Raw genomic sequence first — 14665 nt, 5'->3', positions numbered from 1 at the left:
ACCCCAGCCGAGCGCCTCACTAAACTCCTCACCGACAGCAGTTGACCACCGTGATGCGACGACCGCTGGAATCCACCTGTCAAATCGAGCCGGACCTGACCACCGAGCCGATCGTCAAATCGAGCCGGGCTTGAGCGTGACCACCGGGCAAAACCCGACCACCACACCACCAGCCCGAACCCAACCCTCACCTCAGATTGCACAAATCCAACGGCACCCCATCCGCCGTCACGCACGGCAGGTACCCGGCATCCTTCATCCGAACCCGAGCCCCGTCGTGCTCCCGCACGTACGCCACGAACCGCCCCACCAACGACCCCGCCACCGGCTCCGACCGCGTGTACAAGTACTCCACCGTCCAGAACGGGTAGCCCGCCTCCACCCCCGCCGCCGCGTCGAACACCTTCCCGCCCAACGACAACGCGGTCAACGCGTTCGTCTTGCGCGCCTCGGCCACCGAAGGCGCGTCCGCGTACCCGATCGCACCCTCCACCGCACCGATCTCCCGCACCACGTCCGCGTTCTTGTCCCGCTCGCACCGGATCACCGGCGCCTCCGGCGCGCGATCCCTCACCCGGCAGTCGTTGGACGACAACGCGCTCTCACTCGCACCCAGCACCCGGCGCTCGAACAGCTCCCGCGTCCCCGACTCACCACCCCTGCCCACGATCCGGATCGGCAACGGCGAACCACCCCGCAGCTGGCTCCAATCCGTGTACACCCCCGCGTAGATCCCGCGCAGCTGCTCCACCGTGATGCTGTCGAGCCCGACCGAGCCGTGCACCACCACGTGGTAGACCACGATCGCCAGCTGCTGCGCGAAAACGCCCTGCACCTCCTGCTTGCCGTCCGACAGCGCCACCACCCCCTCCTCACCCCCGGCCACCTCGCGCACGCCCTGGATGCTCCCCGTCGCGGACGTGGTGATGTCCGCACCGGGGCAGGCCCGCTCGTACTGGTCGGCGATGGTGGCCATAGTCGGCATGAACACGCTCGACCCCTCCACCCGCAACTTCCCCGACGCGCACGCCACCGTCGCGTCGTTCGAACCCGGCGGCCACGCCAGCACCAGCACCAGCACCGCCGCCAGCAACGCGGCCAGGCCACCGGTCAGCCGGGGCAGGGTGAGCAGCCGCTCCGGGCGCTCGTCGTGCACGATCCCCGCGCCTCCGAGGCTGCCGACGACCTTCACGTCCTTGCCGAGCTCGCCCTTCGACTTGCCGTCCGGCTCACGCAGCACCACGAGCAGCTTGAACTTCTGCTTGCGCCGCAACGCGAGCTTCTCCAGCCGCACGCCGTGCCACACCGGCTCGCCCGGCGGGTCCGCCGGCACCGCCAGCCCGCCCCACTTGGCCACGCGCTGCGCCATCCGCTCCCGCACCGTCGGCAGCGACGCCTTCGCCGGACTCGCCTCCGAGCCGAAGAACTGCAGGCTCCGCCGGATCTCGGCCTTCATCTCCTCGGAGCCCGCCTCGGACACCCTGGCGTTCCACACGACCCGGTCGCCGAAGGTGAACGTCAGCGGCTTGTCGAAGTCCTCGCCGTCGATGTCGTAGCTACCCGTGTTGCGGACCCGGACCACCACGATGCTCATCCGGTCCAGCACCCGCACCAGTTCCCTCAGCTGGGGCGAGTTCGGGTCCGTCCCGTCGTGCAGCTGCTCCGGCCCGAGACCGATCTTCGAGTTGTAGAGCACCCGGAACCCGAGCCGCTTGCGGCGCACGAAGAGGCGGTCGATGACCGGCGTCGCGAACAGCAACCCGATCGCGAGCAGCACCGGACCGGGACCACCGAGGAAGTCCAACGCGGATTGCAGCACCTGCACACCGAATTCTCGGTCGGCGGACCGACCGAGAACCGGGTCATCTCCACGAGTTCACCTCGACTTCACCGGTCGTCAAGGGAGCTCGCCGCTCGAACCACCGATCAGTGCCCGACGTCGATGACCACGCGGGTCGGCGAGTCGAGCAGGAACACGCGGTGCCACGAGTCGCGCCGCATGCCGAGCCCGACGGTGAGGTTGGCCTCGAAGTCACCCGTGATCGCGAACGCCCGGACGTTGGTCAACGCGGGCGTCTCGAACTTCCGGGGACCGGTGTAGGTGAGGTTCCCGTTGTCGTCGTGCGCGGCGGCCGGCGCGAGCCGCACCTCCAGGAAGTAGGGACCCGGCAACGAGACGGGGTGGCCGGAACCGTCCTCGTAGAGCTGGTCGACGTTCCGGATGAAGAACTCCGGCCGGTGACCGACGAGGTCGAGCACGACGCGGTCGAACCCGACGTGTCTGCCCGTGCGGACGCCGGTCAACACCGGCGTTTGCGTCATCGAAGACGCGGCCGACGCGGCCGACGCACCGGACACACCCGACGCGCCCGACGCCGCGGACGCGGCCGGAACCGCGACCCCGACCGCAGCCATGGCGAAGACGAGCAACGCGAGTTTCCTGAAGCGGCTGTTCATGACGGTCCTCCAAGGGCTCACCCGGCTGAATGCCGGTACACCCCCAAAGACGTGTCGCACGTCACACGGTTGCCTGCGGATCGGCCAGGAAGTCCCCCAGCACGACCGGCGTCACCCCGTCCAGCTTGCAGCGCTCCAGGAACGCCAGGAAGTCCTCCACGAACGTGTGCCGGAAGTGCATCAGCACGATGTCACCCGCGTTCAGCCGACCACCGGCCTGGAACTGCACGACACCGTCGTTGACCGCCGCCGTCCACATGACCAGCGCGCTGAACCCGCAGTCGGCGGCGGCCCGGCGCGTCGTGTGGTCGAAGTTGCCGAACGGCGGGCGGAACAGCTTCGGCCGCGCCCCGAGCTGCGCCCGGAGCAGCTCCGCGTTGCCGCAGATCTCACCGCGCTGGAAGTCGTACGACGTGCCCGTCAGGTCGGGGTGCGTCGCTGTGTGCGCGTGGACCGTCGCGAGACCCTCGAACCCCTTGAAGTAGTCGGCGTGCCCGTCCACGTGCTTCGAGTTCAGGAACAGGGTCGGCTCGACGCCGCTCTTGCGCATCAACTCGGCCGCGGCCGGGTGACGGACCGCGCCGTCGTCGATCGTGACGAACACGTACGGCCGGTCGGTCTCGATCCGCCGGACCACCGGCACCATGCCGTCCACGATCGGCGGCACGTGCTGCTGGGGCGTGCCGAAGGCGTACGGCCGCTGGAACACGGGAATGGTGGTCCCGCCGGGACCGGGCACGGCCGTCGGCGGCGTGGTCGTCGTGGTCGTCGTGGCAGTCGTCGTCTCGGCAACGGCCGCCGCCGACGGGACCTGCCGCGCTTCCGGCTGCGGCGTGCACGCGCACAGCACCGCGACGACGGCGGCCAGGACCGCCACTCCCCTGGGTCTCATCCGGGCTTCCCCCTCGAACGGGCGTCACCCATCCAGGTGACGCTCACTCGATTGGAGACGCCACGAGGATCACTCAGGTTGCTCACGGGTTCGAGCCTCACCCGGCGAGGCCTTCGGCGCACCCTGGCTGCGGCGCCGTCACCCCGGGGATAGGGTCGTGCGGGTCTGTCCCGCAAGATCACGTGTGGAGGACCCGATGAGCCTCGAACGCCCCGTCGCGCCCGATCCCTACGCGCTGTTGCCGCAGGTGGCGTCGTTCACCCTCAGCTCGACCGACGTGTCCGACGGCCAACCCCTGGCGGAGGCGCAGGTGTACGAGGGCGGCAACACCTCGCCGCAGCTGAGCTGGACCGGGTTCCCGGAGGGGACCAGGAGCTTCGTGGTCACCTGCTTCGACCCGGACGCGCCGACGCCCTCGGGCTTCTGGCACTGGGTCGTGGTGAACCTCCCGGCGTCCGTCACCTCCCTCGACACCGGCGCGGGCGCCTCGGACGACACCTTGCCCGCCGGCGCGTTCCACGTGCGCAGCGACTTCGGCGCCCGCGCGTTCGGCGGGGCCGCCCCGCCGCCCGGCGACCAGGTGCACCGGTACTACTTCGTGGTGCACGCCGTCGACGTGGACGAGTTGGACGTGGACGGCGACGCGTCGCCCGCCGTGGTGAGCTTCAACCTGGCGTTCCACACCTTGGCCCGCGCGATCCTCGTGCCGACCTACGCCCACTGAGCGCGCGGACCCGACCCCGGGAACAAGTGCCTCACGTCGCGGGTTGCAGCACGACGTGAGGCACTTCGACCTGGTCATCATCGGCACCGGTTCCGGCAACTCCATCGCGGACGGGCGGTTCGCCGGCTGGAACATCGCGATCGTCGAGAAGGGCGTGTTCGGCGGCACGTGCCTGAACGTCGGGTGCATCCCCACGAAGATGTTCGTGCACACCGCCGACGTCGCCGCCGCACCCGGCTCGGGCGCGCGGCTCGGCGTCGACGCCCACCTGGACGGCGTGCGGTGGACCGACGTGCGCGACCGGATCTTCGGCCGGATCGACCCCATCTCCGAGGGCGGACGCCACTGGCGGGCCGAGGAGAACGCCAACGTCACCGTCTACGAGGGCACGGCCCGGTTCACCGGCCCCAAGACCCTCGACACGGGCACCGGCGAGGTGATCACCGCGGACCGGTTCGTGCTCGCCGCCGGCAGCCGACCGGTGGTCCCGGACGTCGCCGACCTCGACTCCGTCGGCTACCACACCAGCGACACGATCATGCGGCTCGACGCCCTGCCCCCTCGCCTCACCATCCTGGGCAGCGGTTTCGTCGCGGCCGAGTTCGCGCACGTGTTCTCGTCCTTCGGCGTGCAGGTGACCGTGGTCGGGCGGTCGGACCTGCTCCTGCGCCACGAGGACCACGAGATCGCCACCCGGTTCACCGAGACCGCCGCGCAGAAGTGGGACGTGCGGCTCAAGCGCAAGGCGGTGCGGGCCGAACGGGTCGACGGCGTCGTGCGGCTGCACCTGGAGGGCCCGGACGGCGCGGAGGTCGTGGAGTCCGAGGAGCTGCTGGTCGCGGTCGGCCGCACGCCGAACTCGGACCTGCTCGACCTGGCCGCCACCGGCGTCGACGTGCACCCCGACGGCCGCGTGGTCGTGGACGAGCGCCAGCAGACGTCCGTCGAGGGCATCTACGCGCTGGGCGACGTCAGCTCGGAGTACCAGCTCAAGCACGTGGCCAACCACGAGGCGCGGGTCGTGCAGCACAACCTGCTGCACCCGGACGAGCCGATCTCCTCGGACCACCGGTTCGTGCCGGCCGCCGTCTTCTCGTCGCCGCAGATCGCGTCGGTCGGGTTGACCGAGGAGCAGGTCGTCGAACGCGGTGTGCGCTACGTGAAGGCGTCGCAGGCCTACGCGTCGATCGCGTACGGCTGGGCGATGGAGGACACGACCGGGTTCGCGAAGGTGCTGGCCGACCCCGACACGGGCCTGATCCTCGGCGCGCACGTGATCGGGCCGCAGGCGTCGAGCGTGATCCAGCCGGTGATCCAGGCGATGAGCTTCGGCCTGGACGCGCGGACGATGGCGCGCGGGCAGTACTGGATCCACCCGGCGATGCCCGAGGTCATCGAGAACGCGCTGCTCAACCTGCCGCTGGCGGACTGACCGGCGCGGACGGCCGGACCACGAGACAGGACCACGAGAGGAGACCCGGTCGTACCCCTCGTGCGACCGGGTCTCCGTTCTGTCCGTAACCGACACATCGCGCCGGGAAGACGAGGCGTTATCACCTACACCGCGCGTGGTCGCATCGCCTACACCGTGCGCGGCCGCCCGGCGACCCACCCGAGCCCGGTCAGCACGACCAGCAAGCCCACCAGGACCAGCATCGACACCGTCCAGGTGCCCGTCGCACCGCGCAGCACCCCGAAGGCGAACGGCCCGGCGGCCGAGATCAGGTAGCCGATGCTCTGCGCCATCGCCGAGAGCCGCGCCGTGTCCGCGCCGGTCGACGTGCGCAACGAGATCATCACCAGCGCGAGCGGGAACATGCCCATCCCCACGCCGATCAGCACGACCCACAACCCGGGCGCCGCACCCGGCGCCAGGGCCAGCCCCAGCACACCCGCCACCGACAGCACGCCCAACACCAGCACCAGCCACGACTGCCCGGACCACCGCGCCGCCAACGGGGGCACGACCAGGCTCACGGGCACGCCCAGCACCATCGTGATGGCCAGCAGCAGCCCGGCCGTCGTCCGGTCCACCCCCGCGTCGACGAGGATCTGCGGCAGCCAGCCCATCACCGTGTAGGCCAGCAGCGACTGGAGCCCGAAGAACACCGTGATCACCCAGGCCAACGGGCTGCGGAACAACGGCCGCCCCACCCTCGCCGGCCGCACCACCGGCCGTGCGGCCAACCCGTGCCGGGCGCCCGCCAGCCACACCAGCAGCGCCGCCGCCGACAGGAACGCCCACGCGCCGACCGCCAACCGCCACGACCCGAACACCGACTCCAGCCCCGGCGTGAACGCCGCGCCCACCGCCGCGCCGGCCGCCAACGCCGCCGTGTAGACGCCGGTCACCAGGCCGACCCGACCCGGGAACGACTCCTTCACCACGACCGGGATCAGCACGTTGCACACCGCGATGCCCGCGCACGCGACGAACGTGCCGCCGAGCACCGCCGCCGGCCCGTCCACCACCCGCAGCACCAAGCCGACCGTCAGCACCAGCAACGACAGCGCGACCGCGCGGGCCATCCCGAACCGCCGCCCCAACCAGGGCGCGAGGAACGCGGCGAACCCGAAGCACAGCGTCGGCACGGCGGTCAGCAGGCTCGTCCACGCGGTCGACACGCCGAGCGACGTGCGCACGTCGCCGAGCACGGAGGCCAGGCTCGTCACGGCCGGGCGGAGGTTCGCGGCGGCCAGCGCTACGCCGATCGCCAACAGGGTGCTGCCGACCAGGGCAACTTGGCGGCTCCGACGCCCCTCACCCACGGCAGTGCGGCCAGGATGGTCGGCGATCGTCGCATTGGCATCGCCATCGGTGGCAATGTGGGCAGTCGACGGTGACCAGTCTGGCCGGGTCTGCTGGATTGGCACCGGACCACTATCGCAGACATGGGATGTTCGGATGAAAGGATGACGCTGTGCCGTTGGCCACTACTCGGCGGGCCGGGCTCGTCGACCAGGTGATCGACCAGATGAGGGGGGCGATCGCCGCCGGTGAATGGCCGGTCGGCCGTCGCATCCCACCGGAACCGGAGCTGGTCACCGCCCTGGGCGTGGGTCGCAACACCGTGCGGGAGGCGGTGCGCGCGTTGTCACACGCCGGGCTGCTGGAGGTGCGCCAGGGCGACGGCACGTTCGTCCGCGCGACCAGCGAGATCTCCGGCGCGGTCCGCCGGATGTGCGGCAGCGAGCTGCGCGAGGTGCTGCAGGTGCGCCGGACGCTGGAGGTGGAGGGCGCCCGCCTGGCCGCGACCCACCGCACGGACGAGGAGGTCCGCAAGCTCGAGGAGCTGCTGGCCGAGCGGGACGCCGCGCTGGCCGCGAAGGAGTGGGCCCGGCTGGTGGAGCGGGACACCGCGTTCCACGTGATGCTCGTGCAGTGCTCGCACAACACCCTGCTGGCCGAGCTGTACCAGGGCCTGACCGAGGCGGTCCGGGCCAGCATCACGGCCACCGTGGAAACCGACCACGAGGACGACCACGTGTCGCACACCGGCCTGCTCGACGCGGTCCGCGACCGTGACGCGGCCCGTGCCGCGGCGGAGGCGGGAGGCTTCCTGGAGGAGTTGCTGGAGCGGCACAAGGACTGAACCGCGGTCCGCGACCGAGGCCATCACGCCGTCCCGGGGTCGAGGTCCCGCAGGTTGACGACGACCTGCGGGCGGGTCTCACCGGCGTGCGCCCTCTTGGGGCGCCAGGCCGGTAAGGGCTTTCACGACGGGGCGGAGACCTCCCACGGCGGCGGATTTCCGCAGGAGGCCTCCTGGTGAATGGCTTGACCGGGCCCAGACCCACAACCCCCGAGGACCCACTTCGATAGTCGTCGCAATTGCGCGCACCGCAACCGTGGGATGCCCGATCGTTATCTGCCGCCTGACGCGGTCGTCAGGCGGTCTCCCGCTGCTCCCAGCAGTCCCGCAACGCCGCCAGGGTCGCGGTCACGGCGGGACGGCGGCCGGCCTGCGTGCGCCACACCGCGAACACCCGACGCGTCGGCGTCGGCCGGAACGGCACCGCGCGCACCGAGCCCGGCAACGCGCCGCGGCCGAGCCGGGGCAGCAGCGCCACGCCGATCCCCTTGGCCAGCAACGACAACTGCGTCTCGTACTCGGCGATCCGGTAGGCCAGGTCGGGTTCCATGCCCGCGCCGCGGAAGGTGTTCACCAGCCAGTCGTGGCAGATCGTGCCCTCCGGCTGGCAGATCCACCGCTCGCCCGCCAGGTCCTCCGGCACCACGGACTCCCGCTGCGCCAACGGGTGCGCGACGGGCAGCAGCACGTCGGCGACGTCCTCGCCGAGCCGCGCCCGCGACACCGGCTCGGGCACGGCCAGCGGCGCGTTCACCCAGTCGTGCGTGACGGCCAGGTCCAGCTCGCCGCGCGCCACCGCCTCCAGGCAGTCCGGCGGGTCGAGTTCGACCAGGCGCACGTCCAGCTGCGGGTGCCGTTCGGCCAGTCGCACCAACGCCGCCGGCAGCAGGCCGCGCGCGGCGGTGGCGAACGCGCCGACCCGCAACTCGCCGACGGCCGCGCCGCGTTGCTCCTCCAACGCCACCTCGGCGTGCTCGACCAGCGCGAGCACCTGCCCGGCGGTGGCCGACAGCAGGTGGGCCGCGTCGGTCAGCGCGACGCCGCGGCCCCGGCGTTCCAGCAGCGTGGTGCGCGTCTCCCGTTCCAGCTTGGCGATCTGCTGCGACACCGCCGACGGCGTGTAGCCCAACGCCGTGGCCGCCGCGCCGACCGAGCCGTGCTGCGCCACCGCGTGCAGGGCGCGGAGCCGTCCGAGATCCAGCATGTAGCAATACTAAACCGAAACCTTCAGAACTCGTCGCTGGTCCTAAACGATGAGACCGCTGAGACTCGGGGTGTGAAACCACGCCACGTCGCGATCGCGGTGCTCGTCGCCACCATCTGGGGGGTCAACTTCGTCGTCATCAAGGTGGGGCTGCGCGACTTCCCGCCGTTGTTCTTCTCCGCGCTGCGGTTCCTGGCCGCCGCCGTGCCGGCGCTGTGGTTCGTCGGCCGGCCCAAGGTGGCGTGGAAGTGGGTGGTCGCGGTCGCGTTGGCGCTCGGCGTGGCCAAGTTCGGGTTGGTGTTCGTCGGCATGGCGGCCGGGATGCCCGCCGGGTTGTCGTCCTTGGTGTTGCAGAGCCAGGTGTTCTTCACCGTGCTGTTCGCGGCCGTGCTGCTGCGGGAACGGCCGCGGCCCGTGCAGCTGCTGGGGATGGGCGTGGCGGCGGCGGGGATCGTGGTGATCGCGTTCGACTACGGGGTCGGCAGCCCGATCTCGGCCTTCCTGCTGGTGGTCCTCGGCGCGGTGGCCTGGGGCCTGGCCAACGTCGCCACCCGCTACGCCCGGCCGCCGGACCCGATCAACTTCATCGTGTGGGTCAGCGCGTTGGCGGTGCTGCCGCTGCTCGGGTTGTCGCTGGTCTTCGAGGGCCCGGCGGCGGATCTGGCCGCGTTGCGCGGGATGGGCTGGACCGGGGTGGGGGCGATCCTGTTCATCGCTTGGGTGTCGACGCTGCTCGGCTTCGGGCTGTGGAACCTGCTGCTGCGGACCTACGAGGCGAGCGCCGTCGTGCCGTTCGCGCTGCTGGTGCCGGTGGCGGGGATGTTGTCCGGCCGGCTGCTGCTGGACGAGACGATCACCGCGGTCCGCCTCGGGGCGGCGGCGCTGGTGATCGTCGGCATGGCGGCCACGACGGTGAAGCGGCGTGCGCCCCGCGTGGCGGAGCCGGTGCTCGTCGGGTCAGCGGCGCCGTAACTTCGCCAACCGCTTGCGCACGCCGCGCACCATGTCGTCCTGGCCGAGCTCCTGGTACCGGGTGATGGCCGCCAGCCACCAGTGCCGCGCCATCTCGTGGTCGTGCAACCGCCGGGACAGGATGCCCCTCGACACCGCCACCCGCGCCTCCCGCAGCCGGTCGTCGTGCTCGACCGCCAACCGCATCGCCGCGGTGTAGTGCTCGTCGGCCAGGGCGTGGCGGCGGCGTTCACGGGCGACCGTGCCGAGGTTGAACAGGATGTCCGCCTCACCGCGCCAGTCGCCCAGCTCGCGGTAGAGGACCAGGGCCTCGTCGTAATGGGCCTGCGCGATGTGCAGCTCCCGCGCGCGGCGGGCGATCGAGCCCAGGTTGTGCAGCGCCTGAGCAGTCCCGGGCCGGTCGCCCAGCTCACGGCTGAACGCCAGGAACTCCTGGTACAGCCGCTGCGCCACGTCACGCTTGCGCATCTCGCGGGCGAGCCGGGCCAGCCGGTGCACCGCCTGCGCCTCGGCGACCCGGTCACCGGACTGCTTCGCCACGTCCAGCGCCAGGTCGTACAGCAGCCGGCAGTCGTCCCAGTGCCGCCGGTAGAACAGGAAGCCCGTGAGCAGGAACGCCAACCGCAGCGCCCGGTCGTGGTGACGCGTCAGACCGGCCAGGACGACGGCGTAGACCAGGGTCGGGTGCTCGATGTCCAGCCACGCCAACGCCTCGCTGGAGAGTTGGTACGCCGGGTTGCGCCGCGCGTCCGCTTCCTCGGTGGCCGAGATGTAGTGGTCGAGCAGGCGCGCCACCGCGCCGTCCCGGTCCGCCTCCGGCTCTTCTTCCGCCTGTTTCCGCGCGTAGAGCCGGAGCAGGTCGTGCAGGCGGAACCAGCCGCGCGGCTCACCGGGCTCGACCATGTGAGCCCTGCGCAACGACCGCAGCAGCTTCTCGGCCTCCCCGTCCGCCAGGCCCGCCAGCGCCGCCGCGGCGGCGGTGCTCACCTGCCGGCCGGGGTTGAGCGACAGCAGGCGGAACAACCGCGCTTCGGCGGGCGTGAGCCGCTGGTAGGACAGGTCGAACGCGGCGTGCACCCCCGAGCTGTCGCCGAACGACAGCTCGCCCAACCTCGTGGACGCCTCGCCCAACGCGGACACCAGGCTGTCCAGCGGCTGCTCCGGGTCCGCGGCCAGGGTCGCGGCCACGATGCTCAACGCCAGGGGCAGGCGACCGCACAACCGGACCAGCTCCGAGGCGGAGCCCGGGTCGTCCACCACGCGGTCGTCGTCGGGCCGCGCCGCGCGCACCGCGCCGTCCAGCAGGCTCACCGCCTCGGCCTCGTCGAGCACGTTCAGGTCGAGCAGGCGGGCGCCGATCAGGTCGGCCAACGTGTGGCGGCTGGTGACCAGGACGCGATGGGTCCGCGTGCCGGGCAGCAGCGGGCGCACCTGGTCCGCGGCCGACGCGTTGTCCAGCACGATCAGCACCGGCGGCAGTTCGGCGAGCTTCGACCGGTACAGCGCCTCACGGCCCGCCCGCTCGCCGGGGATGTGCTCGGCGAGCACGCCCAACGCGCGCAGGAACGTCGACAGCGCCACGTCCGGGGTCACCCGCGCCTCGGGGTCGTAGCCGCGCAGGTCGATGAACAGCACGCCGCCGGGGAACCAGCCCGCCGCGACCGCGTCGTGCGCCGCGCGCACCGCCAACGTGGTCTTGCCGACACCGGCCAGCCCCGACACGGCGGAGAGCACCACGGGCGCGGCGGCCGGTTCCGGGCCGGGTCGCAACGCCGCCGCCAGCGCGTCGAGGTCCGCCGCGCGGCCGGTGAACAGGTCCACCGGCGGCAAGCCGGCCAGCGCGACCGGGGCGGGTTGGGTGAAGGCGACGTCCCGCGCCTGGATCAGCGGCCCCGCCACGGTCCCGCTCATGTCGTTGCGCGAATCCACCACATGCCTTTCTACCGCCCGCATCGGTGATTGACGACCCGCCGGCGTTCCGCTGGGCTGGAGGTGTGGAGCATCGCGTGCTGTCGGCCAGGACGATCGTGCTCTGGGCGGTCGGGCTCGGTGTGGTGGCGGTCGGGTCCGTCGTGCTCCTGCTGGTCACGCTGGGGTCCGGCGAGCCGCAGGACGGGGTACGCCTGGACGTCGTCCGCACGGCGTCCGGCATCGTGCTCGGCACGGGCGGCGCGGCGGCGTTGCTGCTCACGGCCCGCCGCCAGCGCTACGCGGAGCTGGACCTCGTGCAGAAGGACCACGACGCGACCGAGCGCCGCGTCACCGAGCTGTACGGCAAGGCCGCCGACCAGCTCGGCAGCGACAAGGCCCCGGTGCGGCTGGCCGGGCTGTACGCGCTGGAGCGGCTCGCTCAGGGCAACCCCGCGCACCGGCAGACGATCGTGAACCTGATCTGCGCCTACCTGCGGATGCCGTTCACCCCGCCGCCGGAGGTCCGCGCCAGGACGCGGATCGGGCCGCGCGACGCGCACCGGTTCCAGGAGCTGGAGGTCCGGCAGACCGCGACCGCGCTGCTGGCGGCCCACCTGCGACCGGACGCACCCGAGGTGTTCTGGGCCGACATCACGCTCGACCTGTCCAACGCCACGCTGGTCAAGCCCACCCTGACCCTCGCCCGGGTCAAGTCCGCGTCGTTCGCCGGCACCACGTTCGTCGGCCCGGCGGCGTTCCGCGGCACCGAGTTCACCGGCACGGCCGACTTCCGCGACACCCGCTTCCGCGACCTGGCCGACTTCCGGCGGGTCACATTCGGCGACTCCGTGTTCCGGGGCGCGGTGTTCGAGGGCCGCACGGACTTCGGCGTGCACACGACGGCCAAGCTGGCCGACGCCCGGACGCGGACCGGTGACGTGCGGCGGAAGTGGCCGGCGGGGTGGGTGGAGCGGGCCGCCGAACCCGGCTGGGCCGCGCTCGTGCCCCTCGACAAGCCCGTTTGACCCGAACGGGCGACGTATCCCCCGTCCCTCCGCCGGTACCTTCACTTTGTGACCACCCGTGAGCGGAGGTGTGACGTGTGCACCGTCTTCCGCCCGTCCCTCCGCCTGACCGCGGACACCATCTAGCGATCGTCCACCTCGGACCACGCTGATTCCCTCACGCACGGATGCGACCGCACGGCCCACGACGGGTTCACGCGGGCAGGTCCGCCCGGCTTGCCGGTCGGGCAGCCACCCGCCGCCGTCGCCGAGCCGGTCGTCCACGCGCTCCGCCCACCGGTGGCACAACCGCGCGACTTGTCGGTCGCGCGCACCGCGGTCGGATGTCGTCAGGCGACAGGTGGCGCACCCGCGGGAGGGATGACCGGAAGTCCCGGTGGCACGCCCTTCTCCAACAACGCCCACACCGCGCCGGTGTCGAGGTGGTCGGCGACCAGGTCGCCGAGCAGGTCGAGCTGAGCGGACCGCCGTCCGGCGAAGTCCACGTCCGGCGCGGGGGTGAATCCTTGCCGGCCCGCGTGGCCGGCGGCCCAGCGCAGGAGCGCGCGGCGGAACCCGTCGTTCTCCAGCAACCCGTGCCAGTGCGTGCCGGCGACCCGGCCGCGCAGCGCGCCCTCCGGGGTGCCGTCCGGCAGGGTGACCAGGGCTTCCTCGGCGTTGCGGGTGACCACGCCGTGGTGGATCTCGTAGCCGGTGACGGGCTCGCCGAACGCGTCGCCGTGCGGTGTGCCCAGCGTCTTGTCCGCCTCGAACCGCACGTCCACGTCGAGCAGGCCCAACCCCGCCACCGCGCCCGCGCGCGACTCCACCGCGTCCTCGATCGTCCGGCCGAGCATCTGGAACCCGCCGCAGATGCCGAGCACCGGACCGTCGTGCGCGGCGATCGCGTCGGCCAGGCCGGTGGCGCGCAGCCACCGCAGGTCGTCCACCGTCGCCTTCGACCCCGGCACCACCACCAGATCCGCGTCGGCCAGCCGGGACGGCTCGGTGACGAACCGCACCGACACGCCCGGCTCGCACGCCAGCGCCTCCACGTCCGTGGCGTTGGAGATCCTCGGCAACCGCACCACTGCCACCCGCAGCCACTGGTCGCCGCACGGCGGCTCGGGCCGGCCGATCACGCCGTCCGCCGCGTAGGACAGGGAGTCCTCCGCGTCCAGCCACAGCTCCTCCCGCCACGGCAGCACGCCGAGCACCGGACGCCCGGTGAGGGCGTCCAGCTGCCGCAGGCCCGGTTCGAGCAACGCCGGGTCGCCGCGGAACTTGTTCACCACGAACCCGGCGACCAGAGCCTGGTCGGCGGGGTCGAGCAGGGCCAGCGTGCCGAACAGGTGCGCGAACACCCCACCCCGGTCGATGTCGCCGACCACGAGCACCGGCAGGCCCGCGGCCCGCGCCAAGCCCATGTTCGCGATGTCGTTCGCCCTGAGGTTGATCTCGGCGGGCGAGCCCGCGCCCTCGCAGACGACCACCTCGAAATCGTCGCGCAGCCCGTCCAGGGTGGTCAGGACCGTGGCGAACAGCTCGGCCTTGCGCTCGCGGTAGGACAACGCGGACACCTCGCCGACCGCCCGGCCCAGCACGACGACCTGCGAGCTCCGGTCGCCGCCCGGCTTGAGGAGCACCGGGTTGAACCGCACGCTCGGCGCCAGCCCGCACGCGGCGGCCTGCACCGCCTGCGCGCGGCCGATCTCGCCGCCGTCGGCCGTCACGACCGAGTTGTTGGACATGTTCTGGGCCTTGAACGGGGCCGTCCTCACCCCCTGCCGGGTGAGCCACCTGCACAGACCCGCCGCCAGCACGCTCTTCCCCGCGTCCGACGTGGTGCCGGCCACCAGCAACGCACTGCGCACAATGTCCCCTCGTTGTCGGTCCGGGCTGACATCA

At 72.0% G+C, this 14665-nt stretch carries 12 protein-coding genes; 5 read left to right on the top strand and 7 right to left on the bottom strand.

Translation table 11 applies throughout. The features are described 5' to 3' along the window. Nucleotides 1-187: 187 nt before the first annotated feature. From LNK82_RS23275 to LNK82_RS23265, 3 genes are all read right to left on the bottom strand, one after another. Nucleotides 188-1825: a PstS family phosphate ABC transporter substrate-binding protein gene (locus LNK82_RS23275; RefSeq protein WP_230567632.1), complete on the bottom strand. Its 1638-nt coding sequence runs from the start codon at nucleotides 1823-1825 to the stop codon at nucleotides 188-190. Between the two features lie 101 nt (nucleotides 1826-1926). Further along, the gene (locus tag LNK82_RS23270; protein ID WP_443706258.1) at nucleotides 1927-2415 is read right to left on the bottom strand and encodes an AMIN-like domain-containing (lipo)protein; all 489 of its coding nucleotides are present in this window, start codon (nucleotides 2413-2415) and stop codon (nucleotides 1927-1929) included. A 103-nt stretch (nucleotides 2416-2518) separates the two neighbouring features. After that, complete coding sequence (locus LNK82_RS23265; protein ID WP_230567634.1) at nucleotides 2519-3349, bottom strand: polysaccharide deacetylase family protein; 831 nt, start codon at nucleotides 3347-3349, stop codon at nucleotides 2519-2521. A gap of 196 nt (nucleotides 3350-3545) precedes the next feature. Here LNK82_RS23265 and LNK82_RS23260 point away from each other — a divergent pair, with 196 nt between their 5' ends. After that, nucleotides 3546-4073, top strand: coding sequence for a YbhB/YbcL family Raf kinase inhibitor-like protein (locus LNK82_RS23260; protein ID WP_230567635.1), 528 nt, complete (start codon nucleotides 3546-3548; stop codon nucleotides 4071-4073). A gap of 55 nt (nucleotides 4074-4128) precedes the next feature. After that, a complete protein-coding gene (locus tag LNK82_RS23255; RefSeq protein WP_230567636.1) occupies nucleotides 4129-5505 on the top strand; it encodes a mycothione reductase in 1377 nt (458 codons plus the stop codon). A gap of 149 nt (nucleotides 5506-5654) precedes the next feature. Here the strand turns inward: LNK82_RS23255 and LNK82_RS23250 are convergent, their stop codons facing one another. Further along, nucleotides 5655-6899, bottom strand: a complete 1245-nt coding sequence (locus tag LNK82_RS23250) for an MFS transporter (RefSeq protein WP_372470502.1) — start codon at nucleotides 6897-6899, stop codon at nucleotides 5655-5657. A gap of 95 nt (nucleotides 6900-6994) precedes the next feature. On the opposite strand from LNK82_RS23250, the gene LNK82_RS23245 reads away from it, so the two are divergent. After that, nucleotides 6995-7666: a FadR/GntR family transcriptional regulator gene (locus tag LNK82_RS23245; protein ID WP_230567638.1), complete on the top strand. Its 672-nt coding sequence runs from the start codon at nucleotides 6995-6997 to the stop codon at nucleotides 7664-7666. A 295-nt stretch (nucleotides 7667-7961) separates the two neighbouring features. On the opposite strand, the gene LNK82_RS23240 is transcribed toward LNK82_RS23245, so the two are convergent. Continuing rightward, the gene (locus LNK82_RS23240) at nucleotides 7962-8870 is read right to left on the bottom strand and encodes a LysR family transcriptional regulator (protein ID WP_230567639.1); all 909 of its coding nucleotides are present in this window, start codon (nucleotides 8868-8870) and stop codon (nucleotides 7962-7964) included. 72 nt (nucleotides 8871-8942) lie between these two features. Between LNK82_RS23240 and LNK82_RS23235 the strand changes: the two genes are divergently transcribed. Then, a complete protein-coding gene (locus tag LNK82_RS23235; protein ID WP_230567640.1) occupies nucleotides 8943-9842 on the top strand; it encodes an EamA family transporter in 900 nt (299 codons plus the stop codon). On the opposite strand, the gene LNK82_RS23230 is transcribed toward LNK82_RS23235, so the two are convergent. After that, nucleotides 9828-11753 carry an ATP-binding protein gene (locus LNK82_RS23230; RefSeq protein WP_230567641.1) on the bottom strand — a complete coding sequence of 642 codons (1926 nt, stop codon included), beginning with the start codon at nucleotides 11751-11753 and terminating at the stop codon, nucleotides 9828-9830. The genes LNK82_RS23235 and LNK82_RS23230 overlap by 15 nt on opposite strands. A gap of 95 nt (nucleotides 11754-11848) precedes the next feature. On the opposite strand from LNK82_RS23230, the gene LNK82_RS23225 reads away from it, so the two are divergent. Next, entirely contained in the window at nucleotides 11849-12778 is a 930-nt protein-coding gene (locus tag LNK82_RS23225) for a pentapeptide repeat-containing protein (RefSeq protein WP_230567642.1), read from the top strand. A gap of 329 nt (nucleotides 12779-13107) precedes the next feature. Here the strand turns inward: LNK82_RS23225 and LNK82_RS23220 are convergent, their stop codons facing one another. Next, nucleotides 13108-14631: a cobyric acid synthase gene (locus tag LNK82_RS23220; RefSeq protein WP_230567643.1), complete on the bottom strand. Its 1524-nt coding sequence runs from the start codon at nucleotides 14629-14631 to the stop codon at nucleotides 13108-13110. Between the last annotated feature and the right edge of the window lie 34 nt (nucleotides 14632-14665).

Origin of the sequence: Saccharothrix luteola, assembly GCF_020859565.1 — a bacterium.
Taxonomy (GTDB): domain Bacteria; phylum Actinomycetota; class Actinomycetes; order Mycobacteriales; family Pseudonocardiaceae; genus Actinosynnema; species Actinosynnema luteola.
Note: the sequence above shows the minus strand (reverse complement) of the source record. Positions and strands in the feature narration are given on the sequence as shown.

Bases quoted from the DNA above. Each gene is read 5' to 3' on its own strand.
- LNK82_RS23270 (WP_443706258.1), bottom strand. From the start codon at position 2,415: ATGGCTGCGGTCGGGGTCGCGGTTCCGGCCGCGTCCGCGGCGTCGGGC.
- LNK82_RS23265 (WP_230567634.1), bottom strand. From the start codon at position 3,349: ATGAGACCCAGGGGAGTGGCGGTCCTGGCCGCCGTCGTCGCGGTGCTG.
- LNK82_RS23260 (WP_230567635.1), top strand. From the start codon at position 3,546: ATGAGCCTCGAACGCCCCGTCGCGCCCGATCCCTACGCGCTGTTGCCG.
- LNK82_RS23240 (WP_230567639.1), bottom strand. From the start codon at position 8,870: ATGCTGGATCTCGGACGGCTCCGCGCCCTGCACGCGGTGGCGCAGCAC.
- LNK82_RS23230 (WP_230567641.1), bottom strand. From the start codon at position 11,753: ATGAGCGGGACCGTGGCGGGGCCGCTGATCCAGGCGCGGGACGTCGCC.